This window comes from Marinobacter mangrovi (assembly GCF_016798325.1).
Taxonomy (GTDB): Bacteria; Pseudomonadota; Gammaproteobacteria; order Pseudomonadales; family Oleiphilaceae; genus Marinobacter_A; species Marinobacter_A mangrovi.
Genome location: NZ_JAERVO010000001.1, coordinates 570,778 through 596,303, shown reverse-complemented (window position 1 = coordinate 596,303; position 25,526 = coordinate 570,778). Strand labels below are relative to the sequence as shown.

Genomic DNA, 25,526 nt, shown 5'->3' with positions numbered 1-25,526 from the left:
CTCGATCAAATAACCCGTCGGGCGGCAGGCCGAAGCCGCCGCCCTCCAATGGAATCAGCCGCGCGGGCAGATCTCATTGTCGTTGAAGAAATAAGCGATTTCACGCTCGGCGGACGCCGGAGAGTCGGAGCCGTGAACCGCATTGGCGTCGATGGAAGACGCGAAATCGGCACGGATGGTGCCCGGATCGGCTTCTTTCGGGTTGGTCGCGCCCATCAGGTCACGGTTCTTGGCGATCGCGCCTTCACCTTCCAGAACCTGAACGACAACAGGGCCAGAGGTCATGAACGCAACCAGATCCGGGAAGAAAGGACGCTCTTTGTGCTCGGCGTAGAAGCCTTCAGCCTGCTCCTGGGTCAGGTGCATCATTTTAGCGGCGACAATGCTCAGTCCGCCTTTTTCAAAGCGGCTGTAGATCTCACCGATGACGTTCTTGGCGACGGCGTCCGGCTTGACGATAGAGAGCGTGCGCTCGTTAGACATGCTAAATCTCCAGTTGGTTATAGGTTAAGGAGCCTCGAAAAACGTCCCGACCATCGATCATGGCCGAAACATTCTCCGAGGCTCCCTAAAAACTAAACGGCGATTATACGCGGGAAGCCGGCGACTGCCTACCGGACCCCCGAACGGGTCCTCTGTCGCTCCCGCAATCGCTCCAGAACCGTGCCAATCTCGCCAACGGCAAAGTCGACTTCCTCTGTGGTCGTGAAACGTCCGAACGAAAACCTCAGTGCGCTGTGAGCCAGCTCATCACTGACACCCAACGCCCGCAGTACATAAGAAGGCTCCAGCGACGCCGAGGCGCAGGCTGAGCCGGATGACACAGCCAGTTCCCGCAAACCGAGCATCAGCGATTCGCCGTCAACACCCTCAAAACTCAGATTGACAATACCCGGCACCGAGAGTTCCGCATCGCCATTCAGACTGACGCCGGCCAGCCGGGTCACGCCGGTAAGGAACTGACCTCTCAGCGCCGTCAGGCGCTCGCGCTCACCACCCAGCTCCTCTCCGGCAATCCGGAACGCCTCTCCCATACCCACGATCTGATGCGTCGGCAGCGTTCCTGAACGCATGCCCCGCTCGTGGCCACCGCCATGGATCTGGGCTTCAATACGGACCGCGGGATCCCGGCGCACGTAGAGAGCACCGACGCCCTTGGGCCCGTAGACCTTGTGCCCGGACAGCGACATCAAGTCCACCGCGGTCGTCGACAAGTCGATGGCCAGCTTACCCGCGGCCTGGGCCGCATCCACGTGAAACAGGACGCCCTGCTCTCGCAGCCAGCGGCCGATCGCACCGACATCGGTAATGACGCCGATTTCGTTGTTCACCCACATCAGGCTGACAAGACAGGTCTCTGGCCGCATCGCCTCTTTCACCTGATCCAGCGTCACATGACCCTGGGCGTCGGGCTGCAGATACGTCAACTGCATCCCCTGGGACTCCAGCCACGCGCACGTGTCCAGGACCGCCTTGTGCTCGATGGCGGAAGTGATGATGTGGCCACCCGGATAGCGGGCAGCGACGCCCTTGATGGCGAGGTTATCGGATTCTGTCGCGCCCGAGGTCCAGACAATTTCGCGCGGGTCGCACCCCAGCAGGTCCGCCACCTGACGCCGCGCCCCTTCAACCGCGGCCTCCGCCTGCCAGCCATAACCGTGGGACCGGGAAGCCGGATTGCCGAACACACCGTCAAGTGTCAGGTGCTCCACCATGCGTTCGGCAACCCGGGGGTCCACCGGCGTGGTCGCCGCATAATCAAGATAGACTGGTTTTTTCATAGCGCTCTGGGATTGAGTGGGACACGGGGTTGTTTCGTTCAGGCCCTGACCACGGGCCGGGACGGGGACGGTCAGACCGGATCGCCCTGCCTCAGGCGTTGGGTATTGATGGTCTCCGCCTGCCGCTGGTTCTGGCGCTCCGCGACCACCTGGATCTCGCGTTTTCGCATCAGGTCAGCCAGACTGATTTCGCTCAGGAACGCGTGAATCTGGTCACTCAGGTCCGACCACAGGTGATGCGTCAGACACTTTTCGCCGTTCTGGCAATCGCCCTTGTTCTGGCAACGGGTGGTATCAAGGGACTCGTTGACCGCATCAACGACTTCCGAGATAAAAACGGTGTCGTACGGTCGACCCAACTGATAGCCGCCGCCAGGGCCTCTGACGCTGACCACCAGCTTGTGGCGGCGAAGCTTGGCAAACAGCTGCTCGAGGTAGGACAGCGAAATATCCTGACGCTGGGAAATATCCGCCAGCGTAACGGGGCCATCCTCGGCGTGCAGCGCAAGGTCCAGCATCGCAGTGACTGCGTAGCGCCCCTTGGTGGTCAGTCGCATGGATTACGGCCTCGAAAGATCGGGAAATGGATTCTACCGACCTGAAAGTATGAATTGACCGACTATTTCAGTCAAGTATTAAGCAGGACGGCAAAACCGCTGCCAGTTCGCGGACTTACCGCCCCACCCGAACTATTCCTTGTCATCTCTGACGCAGTCGAAATCCTCTTCGTCGATCGCTGGCAACGCCCCATTGCGATACTCTTTGTCAACGCGCTGCAGCGCCTTGCACATGCTTTCAATCCGATCATCCACCACATGCATGTGGTCAAGCAGACTGCGAACGGCACGGGCGACCGGATCCGGCATCTCCTCAGTCACGCCATAGGCATCGAAGCCCATACGCTGCTCCATCTCCCGGCGCTTGTCCTTCTCCGCTTCGCTGTCCCGCTTGACGATCACGCGCCCCGGAATACCGACGACAGTGGCATCGGCGGGTACCGCCTTGGTGACCACGGAATTGGAACCGACCTTCGCACGATCCCCCACCTCAAACGGGCCGAGAATCTTGGCGCCGGCGCCGATGACCACACCGTTACCCAGCGTGGGATGGCGCTTGCCCTTATTCCAACTGGTCCCACCCAGGGTCACGCCCTGATAGAGCGTTACGTCATCGCCAATCACAGTGGTTTCGCCAATGACGACCCCCATGCCATGGTCGATAAAGAAGCGTCGACCAATGACGGCACCGGGGTGAATTTCGATGCCGGTCAACCAACGGGCCAGCGTGGAAATGGTCCGCGCCAGCCATTTGAATCCCCGACACCAGAGCGAGTGCGCGACACGATAAAACAGGAGCGCGTGCAGCCCCGGGTAATTGGTGAGCACCTCAAAGGTATTCCGGGCCGCCGGGTCGCGGTGGAATACGCTGCCGACATCTTCACGCAAACGCTCGAACATAGTTTATTCCTGTTCCTGCTCCGCTTCGGGGCGACGATCCGCGCCCCCCGCACTTTTCTGCACGGCCGTCAGGATACCGCGCAGAATGTTGATTTCCATCTGATCCAGATGGGCCCGCTGAAACAGTCGACGCAACCGTGTCATCAACTGCCGCGGGTTTTCCCGGCGATGGAAATCAATATCCACGAGCACGTCTTCAAGGTGCCCGAAAAAGCCTTCCACATCGTTGACCGACGCCGCCTTGATATCCCACCCCTCGTCACCGGGCTGCAAGACCGGGCGCAACGCCGTTTCTTCGCCCTGCGCATCCAGCCTTTTCAGATGATGCATGCGCACTTCGTAGCAGATGACCTGAACCGCCATGGCCAGATTGAGCGAACTGTAGTCCGGGTTGGACGGTATATGAATATGGTAATGGCATCGCTGCAATTCTTCATTGCTCAGACCGCTGTTTTCGCGACCGAATACAAGCGCCACCTCGCCGTTACCCGCCTGCTCCGCGGCCCGCTCCGCGCAATCGGTCGGTGGAATGACCGGCCAGGGTACTTTGCGCCCCCGCGCACTGGTTCCCATCACCAGTGCACAGTCGGCGATGGCCTCATCCAGCGTATCGACGACCGTTGCCCGATCCAGAATTTCCGAAGCGCCCGAGGAGCGTGCGTAGGACGCCTCGTCCGGGAACGACGCCGGATTCACCAGGTAAAGATTGGACAGCCCCATATTTTTCATGGCACGGGCAGCGGCCCCGATGTTTCCGGAATGGGACGTTTCCACCAGGACAATGCGGATGTGGGCGTGTGGGTCGTACTGGGTCATTCAGGCGCCTCTGGCGAGTCAATATCAACGAGGCGGGCAATGATACCAGAAAGCGTACCGTGATGATGCGCTGCAACAGCTCCAGCCGGGTAATCCCCTATGCCCTGTATTCCCAAAAAACGTACAAGCAAGCCCCGTGTTTTGCTATCATACGCGCCCTTTAACCAGTCAAGTGTCAGAGAGATCCATGCAACCAGCGATTAAGATGGCCCTGCGCATTGCGCGCCAGGGTTCCGAGTACCTCAAGGCCCATTTTGAACGTCAGGATCCTGCCACTGTCGACGACGCTGCCCGCACCCAACTTGACCGGGCGGAAGCCTCCATCTACGCCAATTTTTCTGAGCAACTGCAGAAGGCGTACAAGGACCACTACATTGCACCAGCCGGCGATATCGATGCCGCGGGCCATGATCTCAGCTGGCATGTGTTTCCGCTGATCGGCAGTGACAACTTCCTGCGCGGCATTCCCGAGTTCGTGTTGGCCTTGGTCCAGAAGAAAGGCAACCGGGCCGAGCACATGCTGGTGGTCAACCCGATTACCGGCGAAGAGTATTCCGCCAGCCGCGGCCACGGCGCCGCCCTCAATAGCCGCCGCATCCGCATGAACGGCGCCCAGCAGATCGGTCGGGCCACCCTGTCCACCAACGTCCTCGAGTTTACCCGTGAAACCGAAGACCCACTGGTTTGGGGCGAACTGATCAGCACGCTGGCGCGCGAATCCGGCCGCGTTCGTACTTGCGGCTGTACACTGCTGGATATGGCCCGCGCCAGCGCCGGTCACCTGGATGGCATCGTTGTTTTCCGGCCAACCGCTGTAGAGCAAGCCCTCGGCCTGTTGCTGACTCACGAATCAGGCGGTCTTTCCGGCGACTTCTCGGGCAACCCGTCAAGCCAGGAAAGCAGCCGGCAGCTGGCCATTGCCAACCCCAAGCTGTTCAAGGACCTGCTCAAGACGCTGCACCCGTTCCGCGGCCGCCTGCCCAGGTAAGCCCGGCAACCGCATCGCTTCCGTGCCTGTCAGGCACGCATAAAAAAGGCCGCAATTGCGGCCTTTTTTGTGTGTCAGAGCATCACCCTTACATCCGGTTCAGCCACTCCGGCGGCTCCTCTTCCTCCGCCTGTTGACCGGCCGCACCCTCTTTCGCCGGCACGACCAGATCCTCGCGACTGACCCCCATCATGATCAGCAGGTTCGCGGCCACATAGATGGATGAATAGGTACCCACCAGGATGCCGATCAGCAGGGCTATGGAGAAGTTGTGGATCGCCTCGCCGCCCAGCAGGAACAGCGCCAACAGCACCACGAGCGTCGTGCCCGAAGTGTTCAGGGTCCGGCTCATGGTTTCAGTGATCGAGTGGTTGATGATCTCCTCGCTGTTGCCGGTACGCAGCTTGCGGAAATTCTCGCGAATACGGTCGGCCACGATGATCGTATCGTTCAGCGAGTAACCGATAACCGCCAGCAACGCTGCGAGCACACTGAGGTCGAATGTCCACTGAAACAGGGAGAACACACCCAGCACGACGATGACGTCGTGGGCCAGAGGCAGTACGGACGCCACACCAAACTTGAACTGGAAGCGCATGCCGACATAGACCAGCACCACAAACAGGGCCAGCAGCATACCCAGGCCACTGCTCTCCTTCAGCTCATCGCCCACCTGCGAACCGACGAACTCGGCCCGCACCATGTCGACCTTGGCACCATTCGCGCGCAGGTCATCGGCCATGTTCTCGGCAAGCTTGTCGTCGAAATCCTGGCGCAGGCGCACCAGGACGGACTTCTCGTCACCGAAATTCTGGACCACGAACTCCTTGTAGCCCGCGTCGTCGAGCGTCTGGCGCACTTCATCCAGGGAGGGCGCCTTCTCGTAGGCGAACTCGATGGACGTACCACCGGTGAAGTCCAGGCCCAGGTTGAGGCCGTTAATGGCCAGAATGATGATCGAGAGGATAACCGCCGTTAGCGACCCGAAGGACGCCAGGCGCCGGACTCCCATGAAATTAATGGTGTTCTCGGTCAATTTAGCCATTGGCGAGCTTCCCCCCGATCGCAAGCTTCTCGACCTTGCGACCACCGTAAATCAGATTGATGATTGCGCGACTGACCAGCAGCCCGGTGAACATGGACGTCAGGATGCCGATACACAGGGTCACGGCGAACCCTTTCACCGGGCCGGAGCCCATGGCAAACAGGATGACCGCGACCAGCAGCGTCGTGATGTTGGCGTCAAAGATCGACACAAACGCCCGGGAGAAACCGGCATTGATCGCACTCTGGGGCGGAACCCCGAGCCTGAGCTCTTCCTTTATTCGCTCAAATATCAAGACGTTGGCATCAACCGCCATACCCACCGTCAAAACGATACCGGCGATACCCGGCAGCGTCAGCGTGGCCGACAGGATCGACATACACGCCACCAGCAGCATCAGGTTCACTGCCAGCGCCACGTTGGCGACCAGACCAAAGAAGCGGTAGTACAGCAGCATGTACAGGAGCACCAGAGCAAAGCCCACGGTCACCGACATGACACCGGAATCGATGTTCTTCTGCCCCAGGCTTGGCCCGATGGTCCGTTCCTGTACGAAGTACATCGGCGCGGCCAGCGAGCCGGCGCGCAGCAACAGGGCCAGTTCGCCGGCTTCGGCGGTGGAATCCAGGCCGGTAATCCGGAACGAGCTGCCCAGCGTGGACTGGATCGTCGCCAGGCTGATGATGCTGCGATTGACCTTACGCTCTTCCACTTCCTGAACCTTGCCGTCCACACGCTTCTTGACGGTCTCGGTCCGGTACTGGATGAACAACACCGCCATGCGGCGCTTGATGGCATCACGGGTAGCACGGGTCATGCGGTCGCCCCCGGTGCTATCGAGCGTGATGTTGACCTGCGGCTGGCCGTTCTGGTCGAAGGCCTGTTGTGCATTGGCCACGTTCTCACCGGTGACGATGATTTCGCGCTCAAGGCGGGCCGTGCGCTCCGGATCATCACGGAACGGATAGACTTCGGTGGAACTGGACGGTGCGTCCTGGCGGGCTTCCAGACGGAATTCCAGGTTGGCCGTGGCACCCAGTACCCGTTTGGCCTGCGCGGTATCCTGAACACCCGGCAACTCCACGACGATGCGGTCGCGGCCCTGGCGCTGCACCAGCGGCTCGGCCACACCCAGCTCGTTGACCCGGTTACGAATGGTGGTCAGGTTCTGCTTGAGGGCGTAGTCCTGAATCTCCTTGACCTTCTTCTCGGAGAGCTGCAGAGACAGCACCTGCTGGCCATTGTCGTCGGTGGTCTTGTCGAGCAGGAATTCGTTGTACTGGTCACGAATCAGTTCGAAGGCCTGATCCTGGGACGCATCGTCACGGAACACCAACTGGATGGTATTGCCGTCACCCACATCGCCACCGCGGTAGCGGATATGCTCTTCCCGCAGCTGACGCTTGATCTCGCTGGAATAGACCTCGAGACGCTTCTGCAGCGCACTGTCCATATCCACTTCAAGCAGGAAGTGGACACCACCGCGCAGGTCGAGGCCCAGCTTCATCGGACCGGCGCCGATGCTGCGCAGCCAATCCGGCGTGGTCGGTGCCATATTCAGCGCTGCCAGGTACTCGCGACCCAACGCTTCCTGAATGACCGGCCGGGCGCTCAGCTGCGCCTCTGCCGTGTTGACCCGAATCAGGCCGTTCGGCGGATTCAGAGTCGCTTCCTTGACCGCAATACCCTCCTGATTGAGCGCATCGACAGCCTTGTCCAGAGTAGCCTGGTCCACCTGCGTACTGCTGCGCGCACCGGTGATCTGGATGGCGTAGTCATCCGGATAGAGGTTGGGCAACGCGTATATGAAACCGATCACGACAGCGACCAGAATCACAATGTTTTTCCAGAGCGGGAATTTGTTGAGCATGGAATGCCTTGTTATCTGCTGGTGTGCACCAGCCCTGTATCATTCTTGAACCGTGACACGCGGCGAAGGGCTCCGCCGCTAGCCTGTTTCAGGCCGACGCCGGACCGCGACGACCTGATAAACGAAGGGGCACCCGAGTGCCCCTTGATAGTCCGATCAGATGTCTTTCAGGGTGCCTTTCGGCAGCGCTGTCGCAACAGCCACCTTCTGGACTTTTACTTCGACGTTGTCAGCCACTTCGATAACGATGAAGTCATCAGTCACCTTGGTAATCCGGCCGGCCATGCCGCCGGAGGTCACCACCTCATCGCCTTTGCTCAGGCCAGCCATCAGGTTTTTGTGCTCTTTGGCACGCTTGGACTGCGGACGCCAGATCAGGAGGTAGAAAATCAGGATGAAGCCGGCAAAAAAGATCACCTGCCCGATCACACCCATGCCGCCCTGGCCGGCGCCGCCGGCTTGCTGGGCCATTGCCGCCGCGGGGGAGGCAGCCAGACAGACAGACAGCGCATTACGCAAAGCTTTCATTCGTGTACTCCGTTATTGATTGAAATCGGCCCTTTCATAAAGGGAAACGCATCGGCGACCGGTCCCCGCAAACCCCATTCAGGATTCGCCGGCCAGCGGCGGCACGGACTGCCCCCGACGCGCGTAGAACTGGTGGATAAAGTCCGACAATGTACCTGCTTCAATAGCCCCACGCAATCCAGCCATCAGGTTCTGATAATACCGCAGGTTATGGATCGTATTGAGCTGTGATCCCAGCATTTCACCGCACCGGTCAAGATGATGCAGGTAGCCCCGCGAAAAGTGCTGGCAGGTGTAGCAGTCACAGTCTGAATCCAGGGGCCCGGTGTCGTTACGGTGCCGCGCGTTACGGATCTTGATCACGCCCTCGCTGGTAAACAGATGGCCATTACGCGCATTGCGTGTCGGCATGACGCAGTCAAACATATCCACACCGCGGCGTACGGCCTCGACGATATCCTCCGGCTTACCCACGCCCATCAGGTAGCGCGGCTTGTCCGCCGGCATCTTCGGCGGCAGGAAATCCAGGATGCGGATCATGTCTTCCTTGGGCTCGCCCACGGACAGACCACCGATTGCATAACCGTCAAACCCGATATTGACCAGTCCTTCCAGAGATCGTTCCCGAAGCGGCTCGTACATGCCGCCCTGGACGATACCGAACAGTGCCGAAGGGCTATCACCGTGAGCATCCCGGCTGCGCTGGGCCCAACGCAGGGACATTTCCATGGAGTCCTTCGCCTGCTTTTCGGTGGCCGGATACGGGGTGCACTCGTCGAAGATCATGACGATGTCCGATCCCAGCTTGCGCTGGACTTCCATCGAGATTTCCGGGGAGAGCTCCACCGGCGAGCCATCCACCGGCGAGCGGAATTTAACGCCGGCCTCGGTGATCTTGCGCATTTCCCCCAGGCTGAACACCTGGAAACCGCCGGAGTCGGTCAGGATCGGTCCCTGCCACTGGGTAAAGTCGTGCAGGTCGCCGTGCTCGCTGATGACGTTCGTGCCGGGGCGCAACATCAGATGGAAGGTGTTACCCAGGATGATTTCGGCGCCGATCTCCTGAATGTCGCGCGGCAGCATGCCCTTGACGGTGCCGTAGGTACCAACCGGCATGAAAGCCGGCGTCTGCACTTCACCCCGCGGGAAAGTCAGGGTGCCGCGCCGTGCCCGGCCGTCGGTGGCGGAGGTCTTGAAGGACATGAAACAACGATCACTCATCGTTCTGACTCCTGCTGGGCGCGCTCCGCCTGCGCCGACGGCTTCTCGCCGGTCACAAACATGGCATCGCCATAACTGAAAAACCGGTAGCGCTCTGCCACAGCCGCCCGATAGGCCGCCATAACGCCGTCATAACCCGCGAAAGCGCTCACCAGCATAATGAGGGTGGATTCCGGCAGATGGAAATTGGTAATCAACACATCCACGCACTGGAAGCGATAACCGGGGTAGATAAAAATGTCCGTTTCGCCCTGGAAAGCGACCAGTTCGCCACCGACGGAAGCGGACTCCAGCGAGCGCACAGAGGTGGTACCGACGGCGACAACCCGACCGCCACGAGCCCGAGCACGAGCGACGGCGGCGACGGTCTCTTCGGGCACGTCGACCACTTCACTGTGCATATGGTGCTCTTCGACACTGTCAACGCGAACCGGTTGGAACGTGCCACCCCCCACGTGCAAGGTCACAAAAGCCTGTTCGATGCCCCGTTCTTCCAGTTCGGCCATCAGGGTTTCATCGAAATGCAGGCCGGCCGTCGGCGCGGCTACGGCGCCCGCTTCCCGGGCATAGACGGTCTGGTAGCGCTCCCGGTCGGAGCCTTCGTCCGGTCGATCGACATAGGGCGGCAGCGGCATATGGCCGACCGCCTCCAGCAGCTCGAGCACCGATTCCGCACCGCTGTCCAGCGCAAGATGGAAAAGCGCGTCCTGGCGACCGACCACGCGGAAAGCGCCCTCGCCTTCTACGAGAATGCGCTGACCGGGCTTGGGCGACTTGGACGACCGGATATGGGCCAGCAATTCCCGCTGATCGAGCACCCGCTCCACCAGGATTTCCAGCTTGCCGCCGGTTTCTTTCTGACCGAACAGGCGGGCCGGAATCACACGGGTGTTATTGAAGACCAGCAGATCGCCCGGCTCCAGAAGATCAAGAATGTCGCGAAACCGGCGGTGATCGATCGTGCCCGTTGGGCCATCAAGGTGCAACAGACGGCTCGCGCTGCGCTGCTCAAGGGGATAGCGTGCAATCAGCTCGTCCGGGAGGTCGTAATGGAAATCGGAGACTTTCATGGCGGCTCAACCTGATCTGGCAAGGGGACTCACCAACGGCTGGCATTCAGGTCCCGGAGGATGCGTATCACGTTTGGATTATGGTGCCGGGGGTGGGACTCGAACCCACACGCAGTTGCCTGCACGAGATTTTGAATCTCGCGTGTCTACCAGTTTCACCACCCCGGCAATTGGAGAGTGCCGCGATTATACTGAGGCGAATCTCAGGGTCAACCGCCAAGCGTCTGATTTGTTGAAAGCCCCGCCGAAACAGGGCCATTTCATTAGATCCGATCGAACAACGAGAGCTGCGACACCTGGGCGAACGACTGCTGCGCGGCCTGCAGCACGAAACTCTGGAAACTGAGCGTGCTGACGGCCTCGGCGTAATCCACGTCGCGCAGTTGCGAGGTGATTTTATCCGTGTAAATGGAGGAATCCGACAGGAAGTCCCGGGTGGAGTCCACCGCATTCAGACGCCCGCCAATATCGGTCTGGGTCACCAGAATGCTTTCCTGGGCGTTGTCCAGGTTCACGAGGGAGTCGGCTATCAAATCGTCAAACGCCTGCTGACCGCTGGCAAAACTGGCCGAATCCGTGCTGTCGGCCTGAATCGCGCCGCCGTTGATATCAATGTTCTGGAATTTGGCACCGGAGACATCCAGGTTGCCCCCCCAGCCACCGGCGTCAATCGCCAGGTCACCATCGGTTGATTCAATCTGGATCGATCCCGGCAAGTCATCCGTGTTGACGCTGACGCCCTTCAGCGCCTCGTCTGTACTGTTGTTGATGGCATCCGCCAGGTCCGCCAGCCCATCGGTATTATCAAAGCTGAAAGTCACGCCGTTAATGCTGAGCGAATCACCGCCCGCCTGGGCGGAGAAATCGTTAACGGTGGCCACGGCCGGTTTCTTGGGCTGAGATTCCAGGCCATAGATCAGTTTCTCGATCGTGCTGAACACCGACTGACTGTCCGAGGTCTTCACCAGGAATTTGTCGCCATCAGCAGCACCGGTAATCTCGAACTGGATACCCGCCACTTCGATACTGTCGCCGCTGGTGTAACTGTTATTCGCCGGCGTCAGATCCGCCCCGGTGGATCGGTTGGTGACCGTGTAAGTGCCCGCCGCGGTATCCACCTCCACGATCAGATCGTCCGGATAGACGCTGTTGAAGACATCCTGGTCGAGCATCATGCCTGAGCTGATGGTCGCCGGCGGGTTGGAGGTGTTGGCACTGCTGGCCTCAGTGAAAAAGGTCGGGTTGTTGCTGGCGACATCGGAAAACAGTTTCTTGCCGTTGTCGCTGATGGCCACACTGACCCCGGCGTCGATTTCCAGCTCACGCTGTCCTTCGTCGCCCTGGTAGACCCAGCTGCCGGACACGTTCTGCTGATAGGCCTGGGTGTTGCCCTTGAAACCGCTGAAGATATATTCGCCGGAGGCATCGCGGGTGTTGGCGAGCCCCGCCAGCTGGGACAGCCGCTCCTTGAGTTCGGCCGCCACGGATTTGCGGTCTTCCGGAGAAAGCGCGCCGTTACCGGCTTCGACGGTCAACTCACGCACCCGCTGGATCACGTCGGTGATGTTCGACAGGGCGCTCTCTTCCTGCTGCAAGCGGTTTTCCGCCAGATCGATGCCGCGCTGATACTGATCGATCTGGGCATTCTGCTGATCGAGCTTGAGCAACCGGGCTGCAGCCACCGGATCGTCCGACGGATTGATGACCCGCTTACCGGTGGAAATCTGCTGCTGCGTCTTCTGCAGCTGGGTGTTGAGGTCCTGCAGCCGGTTGACGCCCCCATTAAAGATCTGCTGTGAGGATATACGCATGCTTGCTCCTTCCTGCGGCTGCCTTATCTAAAGGTACTTAACAGGGTATCGAATAGATCCTGCGCCACGCTGATCACCTGCGCCGACGCGTTGTATCCTGCCTGATACTGAATCAGTCGCCCGGCTTCCTCATCAAGGTTCACACCGGAAACCGATTCACGCTGATTGGTAGACTGCTCCAACAGGGCCTGCCCGGCCTCCAGGTCCATCTGGCTCTGACGCGTCGTCGTGCCCACGGTTTCAACCAGTCCCGCGTAGGCCTCGCTGAAACTCTGGCTACCGCCGTTCATGGTATTGGCGGTGCCCAGACCGCCCAGGAGCTGGGCATTCCGGTTATCGGAGACCCCGTCCGTGTTGTAGTTGATCATGAACACGTCATTGGCTTCCGGGTTGCCGCTGATCGAGAACTGAAAACCGCGGTAGTTCGGATCAGAGGGATCCTCTGAAAACAGTTTGTTGGAGACACCCGGCTGGTAGGTGCCCGTCACCGGAGGACTCAGTGCCTGCGGATTGGTTGGGTCCGACGCGTCCAGAATTTCGTAATCGGTATCTGAAGTAAAACGCACCATCAGCGGCGGCGAGAGTTCACCTCGCTGGCTGAACTGATCCAACGGCACATTGGTGAGCGGGTTTTTGACGCTCAACATGGTCCCCTGCGTAATGCTGGCATCGCCCGTGTTGCCCTCGTCGGCTTCAGCGGTCACGGGCGTGGCAAACGCCAGATCTTCTTCCCGGTCGATTTGCAACTCGATGTTGGCCGCCGCATTGCGGGTCGGCCGGACCAGGTAGCTGTCCCCATCCTGGAAACTGCCGGATTCGATGTGGATGTTGAAGCCCGGCATCTCGATCTCGGCCGGCAGCGGGTCGGGCAGCTGGCCCTGGCGGACGGTTTCACCGGTTTCCACATCCACCACTTCAAAGTTCTCGCCGTTGGTGCCGTTGAACTTCAAGGTGTAGGACTTGGCCGCCAGATCAGTGGTATCGGTCATTTCCACCGACACGACGCCGTCTTGCGGCGCCCCGTTGTTGGCGTTGGGCGTCACCCGGTCCAGTTGTGCAGCACGGCTGTTGATGTCGGTAAAGAACATTCCGCCCAGATCGCCTTCCAGGTCCATACCGATGCTGTGCTGCTGGTTTACCTTGTCGGAAACGGCCAGTGCGATGCGACCGAGCTGGTCAAACGCCGGCTCCAGCACCTTGTTCTGGAAGGTGCGCAGCCCCCCCAGTGAGCCACCGACAATCTGATCGGTGACATCCGTCACCCGGTTGCCGTTGGTCAATTTGAAATTCAGCTTGGCCGGATCGGAGTCTGACGTTTCCGTCGACAGGCTTGCCGCCTGGGCGCCCACCACCAAGGCCTGGCCACTGGTCAGCGAGACGTTGACCTGATAGCCGTCCGTTTCTGACACCTTCACCTGGATAATTTCGGAAAGCTGCCGCAGCTTTTCGTCGCGCTTGTCGAGCAGGTCGTTGGGCATCTTGCCCTGGGCAATCCCCGGGCTTTCCGCGATCTGCTCGTTCAAATCGGCAATATTGGACAGCAGGGAATTCACGTCCGAGGTGGCCTGATCCATCTGACCGGTGACCGATTGCCGCTGCTGGATCAGCTGCTCGTGCAGTGACTGGAAGCGGTTGACCAGCCCCTGGGCTTCACTCAGAACGGACTGGCGCTGCGGCAGCGCTGCCGGATCCTCGGCGGCACTCTGGATGCTGTTGAAGAAATTGTTGAGAGCCGTATTCAAACCGGTTGATTCACCACCCAGCAGGTTGTCCAGGTTGGTCAACTCCGTGTTGAGCGTATCCTGCTCATTGAACAGAGACGTATCAGAGCGCAGCTGGTTCACCACAAACTGGTCGGTGATGCGGCGGATGTCACTGACATTGACACCGGTACCGACCGATCCCACGCCGGTCCGCTGGCCGTTCTGGGCTTCCAGGGTGACCTGCTGTCGGCTGTAGCCATCGGTATTGGCATTGGTGATGTTGTTACCGGTGGTATTCAGGGCCGACTGATGCCCCAGAATGCCGGAAAGACCGATGTTGATCAGGCCCGCCATGACAATTACTCCTCAGTACCCTGGTTCAGGGACAGGGACTGCCCTGTGATCGTATCGAACGAGTCACTGTTAAGAATGCCGCGAATCTTCGCGCCATAAGCCGGGTCCGTGGCGTAGCCAGCCTGCTGCAGACCGTCCGCAAAGGCTTCCGGATCATCCGCCACCGAGAGCACATCGCGATAACGCGGGTTGTCCTGCAGGAAGCCCACGTAGTCCTCGAAGCTCGACTGGTAATCCGGATAGGACCGGAATGCGGCTCGCTCTTTCAGCGGAATGCCGTCGCGAACCTCGGTCGTAAGAATGTCCACGGAATCCCCCTGCCAGCGGCTGTCGGCCTTGATACCGAACAGGTTGTTACTGGCTTCACCGCCCTGCCCGCGAATCATGTGCTTACCCCAGCCGGTTTCCAGTGCCGCCTGGGCGACCATGACCTTGGGGTCGATCCCGGAATCGCCGGCCACCTTCTGGGCCAGCGGTAGCAGGGTCTGCACAAATTGTTCAGGGGATTCGAAACGCTCGGGCAGCGTGCCGTCAGCGGCATCGCCGGCCGCCTGGGAGCCCTCTGTGCCAGCGCTACCGGCAATGGCCTTGACCTGCGCCACCTCGTCCGGCAACTGGGGTGACAGCGCCGGCAGGCTACGCTGGTAATCGGTGATGCTCGCCTTGTGCGTGCCTGCCGTGTCGCCGTCGGACTGCATCCCCGGAATCTGCCTCGACAGTTGCCGGACCAGCGTCTCCGAGAGGCCGACACCGCCTTTCTGGCTCATGCTCAGTGTCAGCTGACTGTCGAACATCTGCTGATAGAATTTCGACTGACTGCTGTGCAGGTAATTACCCTCGGCATACACGTCGTTGACCTTGCGCATGGACTTCAGCATCTGCGCCAGGAACAGGCTCTCGAACTGTTTGGCCACCTGCTCCAGCGCGGCCTTCTTGTCCTTGTGCGCCTCCGTCTTCAGGGCATTCAGGCCGCTGAAGTCGGTGTAGTATTGCGCTGAATCGAGCCGGGAATCCTGCATCACAGCACCTAGATCACGATCAGTTCGGCGCGCAGGGCACCGGCCTGTTTGAGAGCCTCCAGCACCGCCATCACATCGCTGGGTGCCGCGCCCACCTGGTTTACCGCTTCCACAATCTCATTGAGCGTGACGGCCGGGCCGAACTTGAACATGCGCGCCGGCTCCTGGGTGGTCGTGATCGTGGTGTCCTGGGTTACCACAGTGTCGCCGCCGGACAGCGGTCCCGGCTGGCTGACGTTCGGATTCTCTTCAATGGTCACCGTGAGGTTGCCATGGGTAATGGCCGCCGGACTCACGTGCACGTTCTGACCCACCACGATCGTGCCGGTACGGCTGTTGATGACGACCTTGGCCGCCTCTTCCGCCGGGTTCACATCCAGGTTTTCCAGCACCGACAGGAAACTCACCCGCTGGGACGGATCCCGGGGTGCCTTGACGGAGATGGAGCTCGCATCGTGGGCATAGGCCATATCCGGCCCGAGGGTGTCGTTGATGACGTCCACCACCCGGCGGGCGGTGGTGAAATCCGGGCGCATCAGGTTGAAGGTGATGGTGTCACCCCGATCAAACGGCGACGTCACTTCACGCTCGACGGAGGCGCCGTTGGGAATACGACCCACGCTGGGCAGGTTCACCGTAATTTTCGAGCCATCCGCACCGGAAGCGCCGAAGCCACCGACTACGAGGCTGCCCTGGGCCATGGCGTAGACCTGGCCGTCCGCCCCTTTCAGCGGCGTCATCAGCAGGCTGCCCCCGCGCAGGCTGTCGGCGTTGCCGATCGAGGACACGGTGATGTCAATTTCCTGACCGCGCTTGGCGAACGGTGGCAAGGTGGCGTGCACCGTCACCGCCGCGACGTTATCCAGTTTCGGATTCACGTTCGCCGGCACGGTGATGCCGAACTGGTTCATCAGGTTGCGGAACGTCTGGTCGGTAAACGGCGCGGAATCGCCGGTACCGTCAAGCCCGACCACCAGGCCGTAGCCCACCAGCTGGTTGGACCGCACACCCGCGACCCGGGCCAGATCCTTGAGGCGATCCGCCATCACCGGCTGGGCCAATAAAGCCAGTGCCAGCAAAGACAGGAAGGCGCGTTTCAGACTCATAGCGGGAACCACTCGCTGTTGAAGAAGCGTGACAGCCAGCCCTGGCGCGTTGCGTCGTCGAAATCACCGGTGCCACCGTAGGCAATGCGCGCATCGGCGATCCGGTTGGACGACACGGTGTTATCGGTCGAGATGTCCTGCGGGCGAACCAGACCGGTCAGTCGGATGTATTCATCGCCATTGGTCAGCGAAATCCACTTCTCGCCACGAATCCGCAGGACGCCGTTTGGATAGACATCCGTGACCGTGACCGTGATGCTGCCGGCCAGACTGTTGCTCTGATCCGCGTTCGCCTGCCCCTTGAAATCGCGATTGAACTGAGGATTGGTGGCCAGATTCAGCTTATCCAGACCCAGTATGGAGCCGTCATTGAAATCAACCTGGTTTTCTTTCTTGATTTCGTTGTCAGCACTCTTGGACGCCTGTGTCTGCTCTTCCAGATTGACCATCAGCACGTCGCCGACGTTGAGGGCCACCCGATCGCCGTAGAAATTGAAATTGCGCGTCGTCTGGTAAATCGCGCCGGACGACGGATCACGCTGCATCATGGATTGCGCCATGACCGGCGCGTAGTCCGGATCGTCGGGCACTGCCCGCGGGCGGCTGACGGCCTGACAGCCCTGCAGGGCCGCCAGGATCACGATCAGCAATGGTGTCAGTCTGGATTGCATGGACTTATACCTCCTCTACCCGTTCGTCAGCGTCAGCCGACGTTCTGGGTCAGGAACTGGAGCATCTGGTCGGTGGTCGAGACCACCTTGGAGTTCATTTCATAGGCGCGCTGGGTCGTGATCATGTTCACCAGCTCTTCGACCACCTCAACGTTCGAGGATTCGGTCATGCCCTGCTGAACCGCGCCCAGGCCGTCAACGCCCGGATCGCCTTCCTGCGGGGCGCCGCTGGCATTGGTCTCGACAAACAGGTTGTTCCCGATCGCCTGCAAGCCCTGCGGGTTCACGAAGTCCACCGTGGTGATCTGGCCCAACTGCACGGGATTGGCCGCGTCATCTACGACGGCAGTCACCGTACCGTCGGTACCGACCGTGATGTGGGTCGTGTTGTCCGGCACGTTGATGTTGGGCTCAATCGGATAACCGTTGGCGGTGACAATGTCCCCGTCGGAGTTCAACTGGAACTGACCGTCCCGGGTGTAGGCAATGTTGCCGTCCGGCTTGAGCACCTGGAAGAAACCACGCCCATCGATCGCCATGTCCAGAGGCTGCTCCGTCACCTGCAGGTTCCCCTGGGTGAACTGTTTGGCGGTGCCCACAACGCGAACACCCGTACCCAACTGCAGGCCCGACGGCAACTGCGAGTTCTCCGACGACATACCGCCGGGCTGCCGATGAACCTGATACAGCAGATCCTGGAAGACCGCCCGGTCGCGTTTGAAGCCGGTCGTATTGACGTTGGCCAGGTTGTTGGAGATGGTCGCCAGGTTGGTGTCCTGGGCGCTCAGACCGGTTTTACTGACCCAAAGTGCTGGATGCATTCTCTATACTCCTGCAAGAAACCCGTCAGCGGGCGGCGAACATTTGCCGCTTTTCCCCGCTTCAGCGATCAAGCCGACTTTTAACCAAGGTTTTGCAACAGCCGTGCCGTCGCTTCTGAATTACTTTCCGCCGTGCGCATCACCTTCACCTGCATCTCGTACTGGCGTGCCAGCTGAAGGTTGTCGATCATTTCCTCCACCGCATTGACGTTGGAGGCTTCAAGAAAGCCCGGCTCGATCCGCACGTTCGGATCAGCCGGTGCGACCGTGCCGGCTTGCCCCTCGGGACCGGCCCGTAAAAAGCCATCGGTGCCTTTGTGCATGCTTGCCTGATCGGGATTGACCAGCTTGAGTCGGTCAATCTGGACCAACTGATCGGGTGGTCCGCCAGCCGGAACGATGGAAATGGTGCCGTCCTGGGCAATGGTGAGGCTGTCATACGGCGGCAATGCCACGGGTCCACCGTTGCCCAACACCGGCTCCCCGGAAGCCGTGCGTAGCAGGCCGTTGACATCGACGCTCAGGCTGCCGGAGCGGGTATACACCTCTTCCCCGCTGTCTGACTGGACCGCCAACCAACCGTCGCCATTCACGGCAACGTCAAGATCCCGTCCGGTTTCCATCAGGGCGCCGGCAGACAGATCCGTGCCCGGCCTTTCGGTCATGGCATAGGCCCGCGTCGGATAAGCTTCCCCGAAAACCGGCATACTCCGCGCCTGGGCGAAGTCGCGCTTGAAACCGGTGGTATTCACGTTCGCCAGGTTGTTGGCATGGGCCTGCTGGCCCAGCATTGACTGCTTGGCGCCGGACATGCCGATATAGATGGATTTATCCATGGGAAAACTCCTGCCGGATTTTTGACTCTTGCCGTAGATATTGCATAAGTCGTGCCAGAAGGAGCTAAAAGCCCGTCAGCCCTGGCCTGGAAGGCGCAGGGCTGACGTCAGAGGGAGGTTTAACGCAGGTTGATGATGGTCTGGGTGACCGCATCGGAGGTTTCAATGGTCTTGGCGTTCGCCTGATAGTTGCGCTGGGCAATGATCAGGTTCACCAATTCTTCCGACAGGTCCACATTGGACTCCTCGACGGAACTGGCGGCAATCGACCCCAGCGTGCCGCTACCGGGCGATCCGATAATCGGTTGCCCGGATTCGAACGTTTCCACCCAGGTGGTGTCTCCGACCGGCGAGAGGCCTTCCGCATTCTTGAAGGTCGCCAGCGACACCTGGCCCAGCGACTGGGACTGGCCGTTGGAGTAGCGGGCGAAGATCACCCCCGCGTCCGAGACATCGAGCCCCGACAGCCGACCTGTGGTGTAGCCGTTTTGGCTCTGGTCGTTGACGGCGAATTCGCTGCCGAACTGCGTCGTATCACCCAGATCGATCACAAAGTTGGAGCTCACGGGGGGATCCGGGATCGGCGTGGTACCACCGCTGCTCACCAGACGCGGACCGTCCGCGCCGTTGGGCTGACCGTTCCCATCCACGGGCGTCCAGTTGGAAATCAGCACTTCGCCGTCGGGATCGCCGTCAATGCTCTGCAAATTACCTTCTTCATCGAACACCAGGTCGTACTGGGCCATGGTGGGCTCGCCGGACGAATTGGGCGGATCGCCCACATTCTCGCCGTCGACCTGGACGTACATGGTCCAGGCGTTGCCCTGGCTGGCGGAGGTGGTCGGTTCCTTGACGAAGTACTGGGTCATCACGTGCGGATTACCCAGACTGTCGTAGATGGTGCTCGACGTCGCGTGGTTGTAGGTGCCCTGATCCGTTGGATCAAAGGTGTTGCTGGTAAACGCCGTCGGGGTGACGCCGTCCAGGATCGTGGTGGTCGAAGGCGCTACGGCGGCCGACGCCAGTTGGGTATCGCCATCCAGCGTGATGCTGACTTCGCCCACCTGGGTGGACGGGTTGGTGCTGTCGTTCGACAACGCCGTGCCGTCATCGAACGCCATGGCGCCGCCGTCGCTGTTGGTGTCCTGATAGGCCAGGCGCAGGGTATCGCCGCGGCTGGAAATCAGGCGCAGCTCGCCGGTCGAGGTGACCGTCGCGTTAATACTGCTCAGGGACGACCCATTGATGTCATCCGCCAGCTTCTGCACACGCTCGGCCGTGGTCAGGGTGTTGCCGCTGGAATCGGTGTCGGCAATGGTGAAATCGACGCCCTCGAGGGTCAGCACATCGTCGGCCTGGATGCCGGAGCCGTCCAGCAATACCTCGGTTCGACCGGAAGCGCTGACGTCCTCTTCCTGACTCAGGGCATTGGCAATTTCACGCGCGGAGCTGCCCGCGGGGACATTGACCGTGCTGGTACTGCCGTCGGCGTAGGTGATGGTGAAATTCTGCTCGCCAGTGGACTCGTTGGGCGCAAAATCGCGAGTCTGGATGCGGGTGCCGCTGGACGCCAGCACACTCTCCCGGGAATCCAGGTTGAGCTGCGACGCCACGTTCGTGGTCCGGCGTGGGGCCAGGTTGTCGCTGTCGATCATCAGATCACCGCGCACGCCGGACAGGTTGCCGTCGTCGTCCGCTTGGAAACCCTGCACGCGCATGCCCTGATTGTTTACGACAAATCCGTCTTTATTGATCGTGAACTGTCCGGCCCGGCTGTAGCGCACCTCGCCATCATTGTTGAGGATGAAGAAGCCATCCCCGTCAATCGCCATATCCAGCCCATTGTCAGTAAAGCTGATGTTGCCTTGCCCGAACGTCTGGTTTACGGACTGGACTTTCACCCCGTCGCCAATCGCATTGGTCGCGCCAGACAGGAAACCGCTGGCATAGAGGTCGCCGAACTGGACCTCACTGCCCTTGAACCCGACCGTGCTGGCATTGGCAATGTTGTTGCCGGTGACATCCAGATCCACGGACGCGGCTCTCAGACCGCTAAGACCGGTGTTGAACGCCATACTTCACCCCTTGAAATACTGTTAGTTAATCTGCCGCACGTCGGACAGGCCTACAGAGCCCATGCCCGCCAGGTTCAGAGTAATATCGCCACTGGTGCCCAGCGACACGCTGTCCACATTGGCGCCGATCATGGTGCTGAGCTGCTCGGTACCGGAGGTATAGCTCGCGTTGGCCTTGAGCAGGTAAGTGCCTTCCGGCAGATCATTGCCGTCTCCGTCCTTGCCGTCCCAACTGAAGGACGACTGGCCGGCGGTTGCCGGTCCCAGATCCAGTTGCCGCACCAGCTCGCCGGAGCTGTTGAGAACATCCACCCGCAGGCTGGACGTCGACGCCGGCACTTCGACCGCTCCGTTGACATCACCGGAAGCGCCCAGGACAGCCGTCTGGGAGGGCACCATCACACTGCGGCCTACCATGGCCGAAGCCTGTAGCGCCTGGGTGGAGCGGAATTGCCCCGTGACGTCCTGGACGCTGTCGGAAATCCCCTGCATCTCCTCGAGCGAGCTGAACTGAGCCAGCTGCGCCAGGAAATCACCGTTTTCCTGGGGCTTGAGCGGATTCTGGTTGTTGAGCTGGGCGATCATGAGCTCCATGAACTCGTTCTTGCCCATGTCGCTCGTCGATTTCGTACTGCTGCTGTCCTGCGTCTGCGTCCGGTATTGACTCAGTACGTCGGTTGCGGAGGTGCCATTGACCGTACTCATATTCTGCTCCTTACTGAGTCATTACTGACCGAGGGTCAGGATGCGCTGCATCATGGATTTCGCGGTATTCATGACATCCACATTCATCTCGAAGCTGCGCGATGACGACATCATGTCCGCCATTTCCTCGACCACGTTGACGTTCGGGTAGTACACATAACCGTCTTCGTTCGCCTGCGGGTTGTTCGGCTCGTAACGCATCTGCAGATCTTCGTCGCTCTCCACGACGCCCTGGACCTGTACACCGGCAGACGCGCCGCTCTCCGGCCCCCAGGTGTTGCCAAACGGGTTGTCGCCATTCATGACGTCCTGCTGGACCGCGGCAAAGACCGGCTTGCGGGCGCGGTAGGTGCTGTCGGTGCTGGAACTTGCGGTTTCCGCGTTGGCAATGTTCGACGCCGTCGTATTCAGCCGCAGGGACTGGGCTGTCATACCGGAGCCGGCGATATCAAAAATGTTTCCTAGTGACACGACCTTTCTCCTCTACCCTGCGGTCTCGTTATTCGCCCTTGATGGCCTTGGTCAGGCCGGCAAACTTGCTGTTGAGAAACTGGAAGCTGGCCTGGTAATCCATGGCATTACGCATGAAACGGGCCTCTTCCTGCTGTGCGTCGACGGTGTTGCCATCCAGCGACGGTTGGTATGGATTGCGATACATCAGCAATGCGCGGTCGCTCATGGCCGCATTCGGATCAATGTGACCCGGCTCGGTCCGGGTCATGGCCAGTTCGCCGGATTGGCCTTGCGCCTCTCCCAAAGCCGACTTGAAGTCGATGTCCCGGGCCTTGAAACCCGGGGTGTCGGCGTTGGCCAGATTGTTGGCCAGGATCTCTGCACGCTGGACACGCATGTTCAGTGCCTTTTCGTGAATCCCCAGCGCATTATCGAAACTGATTGCCATTGAGCTTCTCCACGGCATTGCCGCAAAACGATTTTGGAAGAGTCAAAGCAACAGCAGTGCCAATTTGGAGAAGAGCCCGTCATTACTGGGCTGGCAACGAGGCAGGATGATCGGGAGGAGACGATTCAGGAGGAAAGCGGCAAGAGCTTTCCCCCTGGTCCGGACAGGTGAGACGCATGACCTGTCAGCCGGGCCAACGGGACACGAAACGGGCCGTCTCGGGACGTTCCATTGCCGGTTTTTCGGCGGCAGGTGTGCCGACGTAGAGGAACCCGGTGATGGTTTCGTTCGCCTCCAGCCCCAGTCCTTCGCGGACGGCCGGATGATAGGCCACGGCGCCAGTCCGCCACATTCCGGCAAAGCCTCGTGCCTGCAACGCCAGCAGCATGTAGGCCATACCACAACCGGTCGAGATGGACTCCTCTACCTCAGGCACCTTGGGATGCGACTGGTGCCGGGTAATACCAACGATGACCATGGGCGCGCGTAATGGCATTTGACGCAACTTATCAGCGTTTGGCATCAGCGGGTCGTCCGGATCGGCAATACGGGCAAATACCTCGCCCAGCGCCGTCAGCCCCTCGCCTTCGACCACCAGATAGCGCCACGGACGCAGCAGTGCGTGATCGGGGGCTCGCGCTGCACAGGCGAAAACGTCCTCAAGGACGTCCGGGCCCGGCGCGGGCGTCGTCAGGCGTGGCTCGGAACTGCGCCCGAGAATCGAATCGATGGTTTTGTTCATGCAAATTCCCGGTTCCATTGAGACAGGCCGTGGGTCGCCCCCTGTTAAGAGAGCGTTACCTTTATGGGCCATTTTATGCTTCACATGGCGTCAAATCGGCGACGTTCCACGAGTAATTGTGGCACTTCAGCAATACTGCTAATCTTTACATTACACTTTACAAAGCAGAGGTCGCCGTGAGCGACCCACGACGACACCCTGACCACAACGGACCGAAGTGCAGGTCCGGGGGCCAATCTGGCTCCGAACACTATAACAACAAGCAGCCGGCGGAAAGCGATGACAGAACACAGTCGTTTTAACAGTTTTGCGGAGTTCTACCCGTATTACCTGGAAGAACACAGCGACGTGACATGCCGTCGCCTCCACTATCTGGGTAGTGTCCTGGTGCTTGCGATTCTGCTGTATGCCGCCACCACGTCGCAGTGGCTCTACCTGCTGCTGCTTCCACTGGTGGGCTACGGTTTCGCCTGGCTGGGCCACTTCCTGTTCGAGAAAAACCGACCGGCCACGTTCAAATACCCGTTGTACAGTCTGATGGGCGATTGGGTCATGCTCAAGGACATGCTGACGGGTCGGATTCGGTTCTAGATGATGAATGCTCCCCTGGCCAGCGGCAAATCACTGCTGCTCGAAGCACAAAGCAAACCGGTCGTTATTCCCCCGATGCCGGATTATAACGGGCGGGTGCTGGCTTACGTCGGCGCCGCTGTTGTTATTTTTACCGGCTTGCTCAGCCACACCTTTTCGGACTGGCTCATCTGGCTGGTGCCCGGCGCCCTGCTCTGGCCGCATATTGTCCATTTCCTGACGCGCCAGACCCTGCTCAGACGTTACAGCCGCGTCCGCCACAAGATGCTATTGGTGGATTGCGCCCTCGGCGGAGCCTTCGCCGGCACCATCGGTCTGGTGGCCACGCCATCCCTGTCGATCATGATGATGCTGATGTTCAGCTGCATGCTGCTCGGCGGCCTACGCCAGTGGTTGTTCGGCATTTTCTGGTTTGCCCTGACGGCGCTCGCCGGACTGGCCCTGAATGGCATGGCCGTCTCCCTGCAGGCGCCCCTGTCGCTCAGCATCGTGGCTATTCTGGCAACGGCGGCGTTCATCTGTATCACTGCATTCTATGCACACCAGCAGGCACGGGCACTGATGTCTGCCAAGACCCAGATCCAGTATCAGCGCGAGCAGTCGATCGCCCTCTCCCACAAGCTGTCCAAATACCTGTCACCGCAGGTCTGGCAGTCCATCTTTACCGGCGAGCGGGACGTGCGACTGGAAACCCAGCGCAAGAAGCTGTCCATCTTCTTTTCCGACATCAAGGGCTTTACCGAGCTGTCCGAGGAGATGGAACCGGAGGCCCTGACCGAACTGCTCAACCACTATTTCAATGAAATGTCCCAGGTGGCCCTCAAGTACGGCGGCACCATCGACAAGTTTGTGGGCGATTCGATCATGATTTTCTTCGGTGACCCCACCAGTCGTGGCCCTCGGGAAGACGCGCTGGCCTGCGTTTCCATGGCCATCGACATGCGCAAGCACATGAAGATCATGCGCCAGAAATGGCGCAGCCAGGGCATCAAGACACCGCTGGAAATCCGCATGGGGATCAGCGCCGGTTATGCCACGGTGGGCAATTTCGGCGCCGAGAACCGGATGGACTACACCATCATCGGCAAGGAAGTAAACCTGGCCAGCCGTCTGGAATCACTGGCCGATCCCGGCGAGATCCTGGTCTCCTACGAGACATTCTCGCTGATCAAGGACAAGATCATGTGCCGGGACAAGGGCGAAATTACGGTGAAAGGCTTCGGTCGACCGGTGCCCATCTATGAAGTCATCGACTTCCGTCGCGACCTGGGTACCGAGCGCAGCTTCCTCGAGCATGAGAAAGCCGGCTTTGCCATGTACCTGGATTCGGAGAAAGTCCGCGGCAATGAACGCGAAGCGATCCTGCAGGCTCTGGAAGATGCCGCAGAACGCCTGCGCCAGGGCGACGAATAGTC

The 25,526-nt window shown here is 60.1% G+C and carries 25 protein-coding genes and 1 tRNA gene; 3 read left to right on the top strand and 23 right to left on the bottom strand.

Annotated elements, in window-relative coordinates; genetic code table 11:
• Positions 1–54: 54 nt before the first annotated feature.
• The 5 genes from ndk to trmJ all read right to left on the bottom strand — a co-directional run bounded on the left by ndk (position 55) and on the right by trmJ (position 4,054).
• Positions 55–483, bottom strand: a complete 429-nt coding sequence (gene ndk, locus JL474_RS02680) for a nucleoside-diphosphate kinase (RefSeq protein WP_123633434.1) — start codon at positions 481–483, stop codon at positions 55–57.
• A 128-nt stretch (positions 484–611) separates the two neighbouring features.
• Positions 612–1,781 (bottom strand): IscS subfamily cysteine desulfurase, encoded by a 1,170-nt coding sequence (locus JL474_RS02675; RefSeq protein WP_203140820.1) that lies wholly within the window; start codon positions 1,779–1,781, stop codon positions 612–614.
• A gap of 71 nt (positions 1,782–1,852) precedes the next feature.
• On the bottom strand, positions 1,853–2,338 hold the full coding sequence (gene iscR, locus JL474_RS02670) for a Fe-S cluster assembly transcriptional regulator IscR (protein ID WP_123633436.1): 486 nt from the start codon (positions 2,336–2,338) through the stop codon (positions 1,853–1,855).
• Between the two features lie 132 nt (positions 2,339–2,470).
• A complete protein-coding gene (gene cysE, locus JL474_RS02665; protein ID WP_203140818.1) occupies positions 2,471–3,238 on the bottom strand; it encodes a serine O-acetyltransferase in 768 nt (255 codons plus the stop codon).
• Positions 3,239–3,241: 3 nt separating this feature from the next.
• Complete coding sequence (gene trmJ / locus JL474_RS02660; RefSeq protein ID WP_123633438.1) at positions 3,242–4,054, bottom strand: tRNA (cytosine(32)/uridine(32)-2'-O)-methyltransferase TrmJ; 813 nt, start codon at positions 4,052–4,054, stop codon at positions 3,242–3,244.
• 187 nt (positions 4,055–4,241) lie between these two features.
• Here trmJ and JL474_RS02655 point away from each other — a divergent pair, with 187 nt between their 5' ends.
• Positions 4,242–5,042: an inositol monophosphatase family protein gene (locus JL474_RS02655; protein WP_203140816.1), complete on the top strand. Its 801-nt coding sequence runs from the start codon at positions 4,242–4,244 to the stop codon at positions 5,040–5,042.
• An 88-nt stretch (positions 5,043–5,130) separates the two neighbouring features.
• Here the strand turns inward: JL474_RS02655 and secF are convergent, their stop codons facing one another.
• From secF to JL474_RS02565, 18 genes are all read right to left on the bottom strand, one after another.
• The gene (gene secF, locus JL474_RS02650) at positions 5,131–6,087 is read right to left on the bottom strand and encodes a protein translocase subunit SecF (RefSeq protein ID WP_203140814.1); all 957 of its coding nucleotides are present in this window, start codon (positions 6,085–6,087) and stop codon (positions 5,131–5,133) included.
• Positions 6,080–7,957 (bottom strand): protein translocase subunit SecD, encoded by a 1,878-nt coding sequence (gene secD, locus JL474_RS02645; RefSeq protein WP_203140809.1) that lies wholly within the window; start codon positions 7,955–7,957, stop codon positions 6,080–6,082. The genes secF and secD overlap by 8 nt, the downstream gene beginning before the upstream one ends.
• Positions 7,958–8,113: 156 nt before the next feature.
• Complete coding sequence (yajC, locus tag JL474_RS02640; protein ID WP_123633442.1) at positions 8,114–8,485, bottom strand: preprotein translocase subunit YajC; 372 nt, start codon at positions 8,483–8,485, stop codon at positions 8,114–8,116.
• A 78-nt stretch (positions 8,486–8,563) separates the two neighbouring features.
• Positions 8,564–9,688 (bottom strand): tRNA guanosine(34) transglycosylase Tgt, encoded by a 1,125-nt coding sequence (gene tgt / locus JL474_RS02635; protein WP_123633556.1) that lies wholly within the window; start codon positions 9,686–9,688, stop codon positions 8,564–8,566.
• Between the two features lie 14 nt (positions 9,689–9,702).
• Entirely contained in the window at positions 9,703–10,776 is a 1,074-nt protein-coding gene (gene queA / locus JL474_RS02630; protein WP_203140807.1) for a tRNA preQ1(34) S-adenosylmethionine ribosyltransferase-isomerase QueA, read from the bottom strand.
• A gap of 81 nt (positions 10,777–10,857) precedes the next feature.
• Positions 10,858–10,944 (bottom strand) — tRNA-Leu (locus JL474_RS02625).
• Positions 10,945–11,039: 95 nt separating this feature from the next.
• A complete protein-coding gene (gene flgL, locus JL474_RS02620) occupies positions 11,040–12,587 on the bottom strand; it encodes a flagellar hook-associated protein FlgL (RefSeq protein WP_203140806.1) in 1,548 nt (515 codons plus the stop codon).
• A 23-nt stretch (positions 12,588–12,610) separates the two neighbouring features.
• The gene (gene flgK / locus JL474_RS02615) at positions 12,611–14,644 is read right to left on the bottom strand and encodes a flagellar hook-associated protein FlgK (RefSeq protein ID WP_203140805.1); all 2,034 of its coding nucleotides are present in this window, start codon (positions 14,642–14,644) and stop codon (positions 12,611–12,613) included.
• A 5-nt stretch (positions 14,645–14,649) separates the two neighbouring features.
• The gene (gene flgJ, locus JL474_RS02610) at positions 14,650–15,663 is read right to left on the bottom strand and encodes a flagellar assembly peptidoglycan hydrolase FlgJ (protein ID WP_203140804.1); all 1,014 of its coding nucleotides are present in this window, start codon (positions 15,661–15,663) and stop codon (positions 14,650–14,652) included.
• An 8-nt stretch (positions 15,664–15,671) separates the two neighbouring features.
• Positions 15,672–16,769, bottom strand: a complete 1,098-nt coding sequence (locus tag JL474_RS02605; protein WP_203140803.1) for a flagellar basal body P-ring protein FlgI — start codon at positions 16,767–16,769, stop codon at positions 15,672–15,674.
• Positions 16,766–17,440 (bottom strand): flagellar basal body L-ring protein FlgH, encoded by a 675-nt coding sequence (gene flgH, locus JL474_RS02600; protein WP_203140802.1) that lies wholly within the window; start codon positions 17,438–17,440, stop codon positions 16,766–16,768. Before flgH ends, JL474_RS02605 begins: the two co-directional genes overlap by 4 nt.
• A gap of 32 nt (positions 17,441–17,472) precedes the next feature.
• Positions 17,473–18,261 (bottom strand): flagellar basal-body rod protein FlgG, encoded by a 789-nt coding sequence (gene flgG, locus JL474_RS02595; protein WP_123633449.1) that lies wholly within the window; start codon positions 18,259–18,261, stop codon positions 17,473–17,475.
• A gap of 80 nt (positions 18,262–18,341) precedes the next feature.
• The gene (gene flgF / locus JL474_RS02590; protein ID WP_123633450.1) at positions 18,342–19,097 is read right to left on the bottom strand and encodes a flagellar basal-body rod protein FlgF; all 756 of its coding nucleotides are present in this window, start codon (positions 19,095–19,097) and stop codon (positions 18,342–18,344) included.
• Positions 19,098–19,216: 119 nt separating this feature from the next.
• Complete coding sequence (locus tag JL474_RS02585; protein ID WP_203140801.1) at positions 19,217–21,172, bottom strand: flagellar hook protein FlgE; 1,956 nt, start codon at positions 21,170–21,172, stop codon at positions 19,217–19,219.
• Between the two features lie 21 nt (positions 21,173–21,193).
• Positions 21,194–21,877 carry a flagellar hook assembly protein FlgD gene (locus tag JL474_RS02580; RefSeq protein WP_203140800.1) on the bottom strand — a complete coding sequence of 228 codons (684 nt, stop codon included), beginning with the start codon at positions 21,875–21,877 and terminating at the stop codon, positions 21,194–21,196.
• A 21-nt stretch (positions 21,878–21,898) separates the two neighbouring features.
• Positions 21,899–22,348 carry a flagellar basal body rod protein FlgC gene (flgC, locus tag JL474_RS02575; protein ID WP_203140799.1) on the bottom strand — a complete coding sequence of 150 codons (450 nt, stop codon included), beginning with the start codon at positions 22,346–22,348 and terminating at the stop codon, positions 21,899–21,901.
• A 28-nt stretch (positions 22,349–22,376) separates the two neighbouring features.
• On the bottom strand, positions 22,377–22,727 hold the full coding sequence (gene flgB, locus JL474_RS02570) for a flagellar basal body rod protein FlgB (RefSeq protein WP_407944041.1): 351 nt from the start codon (positions 22,725–22,727) through the stop codon (positions 22,377–22,379).
• A 235-nt stretch (positions 22,728–22,962) separates the two neighbouring features.
• On the bottom strand, positions 22,963–23,520 hold the full coding sequence (locus JL474_RS02565) for a nitroreductase family protein (protein WP_203140797.1): 558 nt from the start codon (positions 23,518–23,520) through the stop codon (positions 22,963–22,965).
• Between the two features lie 279 nt (positions 23,521–23,799).
• Between JL474_RS02565 and JL474_RS02560 the strand changes: the two genes are divergently transcribed.
• Together JL474_RS02560 and JL474_RS02555 are read left to right on the top strand one after the other, a co-directional pair.
• Positions 23,800–24,111: an Mpo1-like protein gene (locus tag JL474_RS02560; protein WP_123633456.1), complete on the top strand. Its 312-nt coding sequence runs from the start codon at positions 23,800–23,802 to the stop codon at positions 24,109–24,111.
• Between the two features lie 3 nt (positions 24,112–24,114).
• Positions 24,115–25,524, top strand: coding sequence for an adenylate/guanylate cyclase domain-containing protein (locus JL474_RS02555; RefSeq protein WP_123633557.1), 1,410 nt, complete (start codon positions 24,115–24,117; stop codon positions 25,522–25,524).
• Positions 25,525–25,526 lie beyond the last annotated feature (2 nt).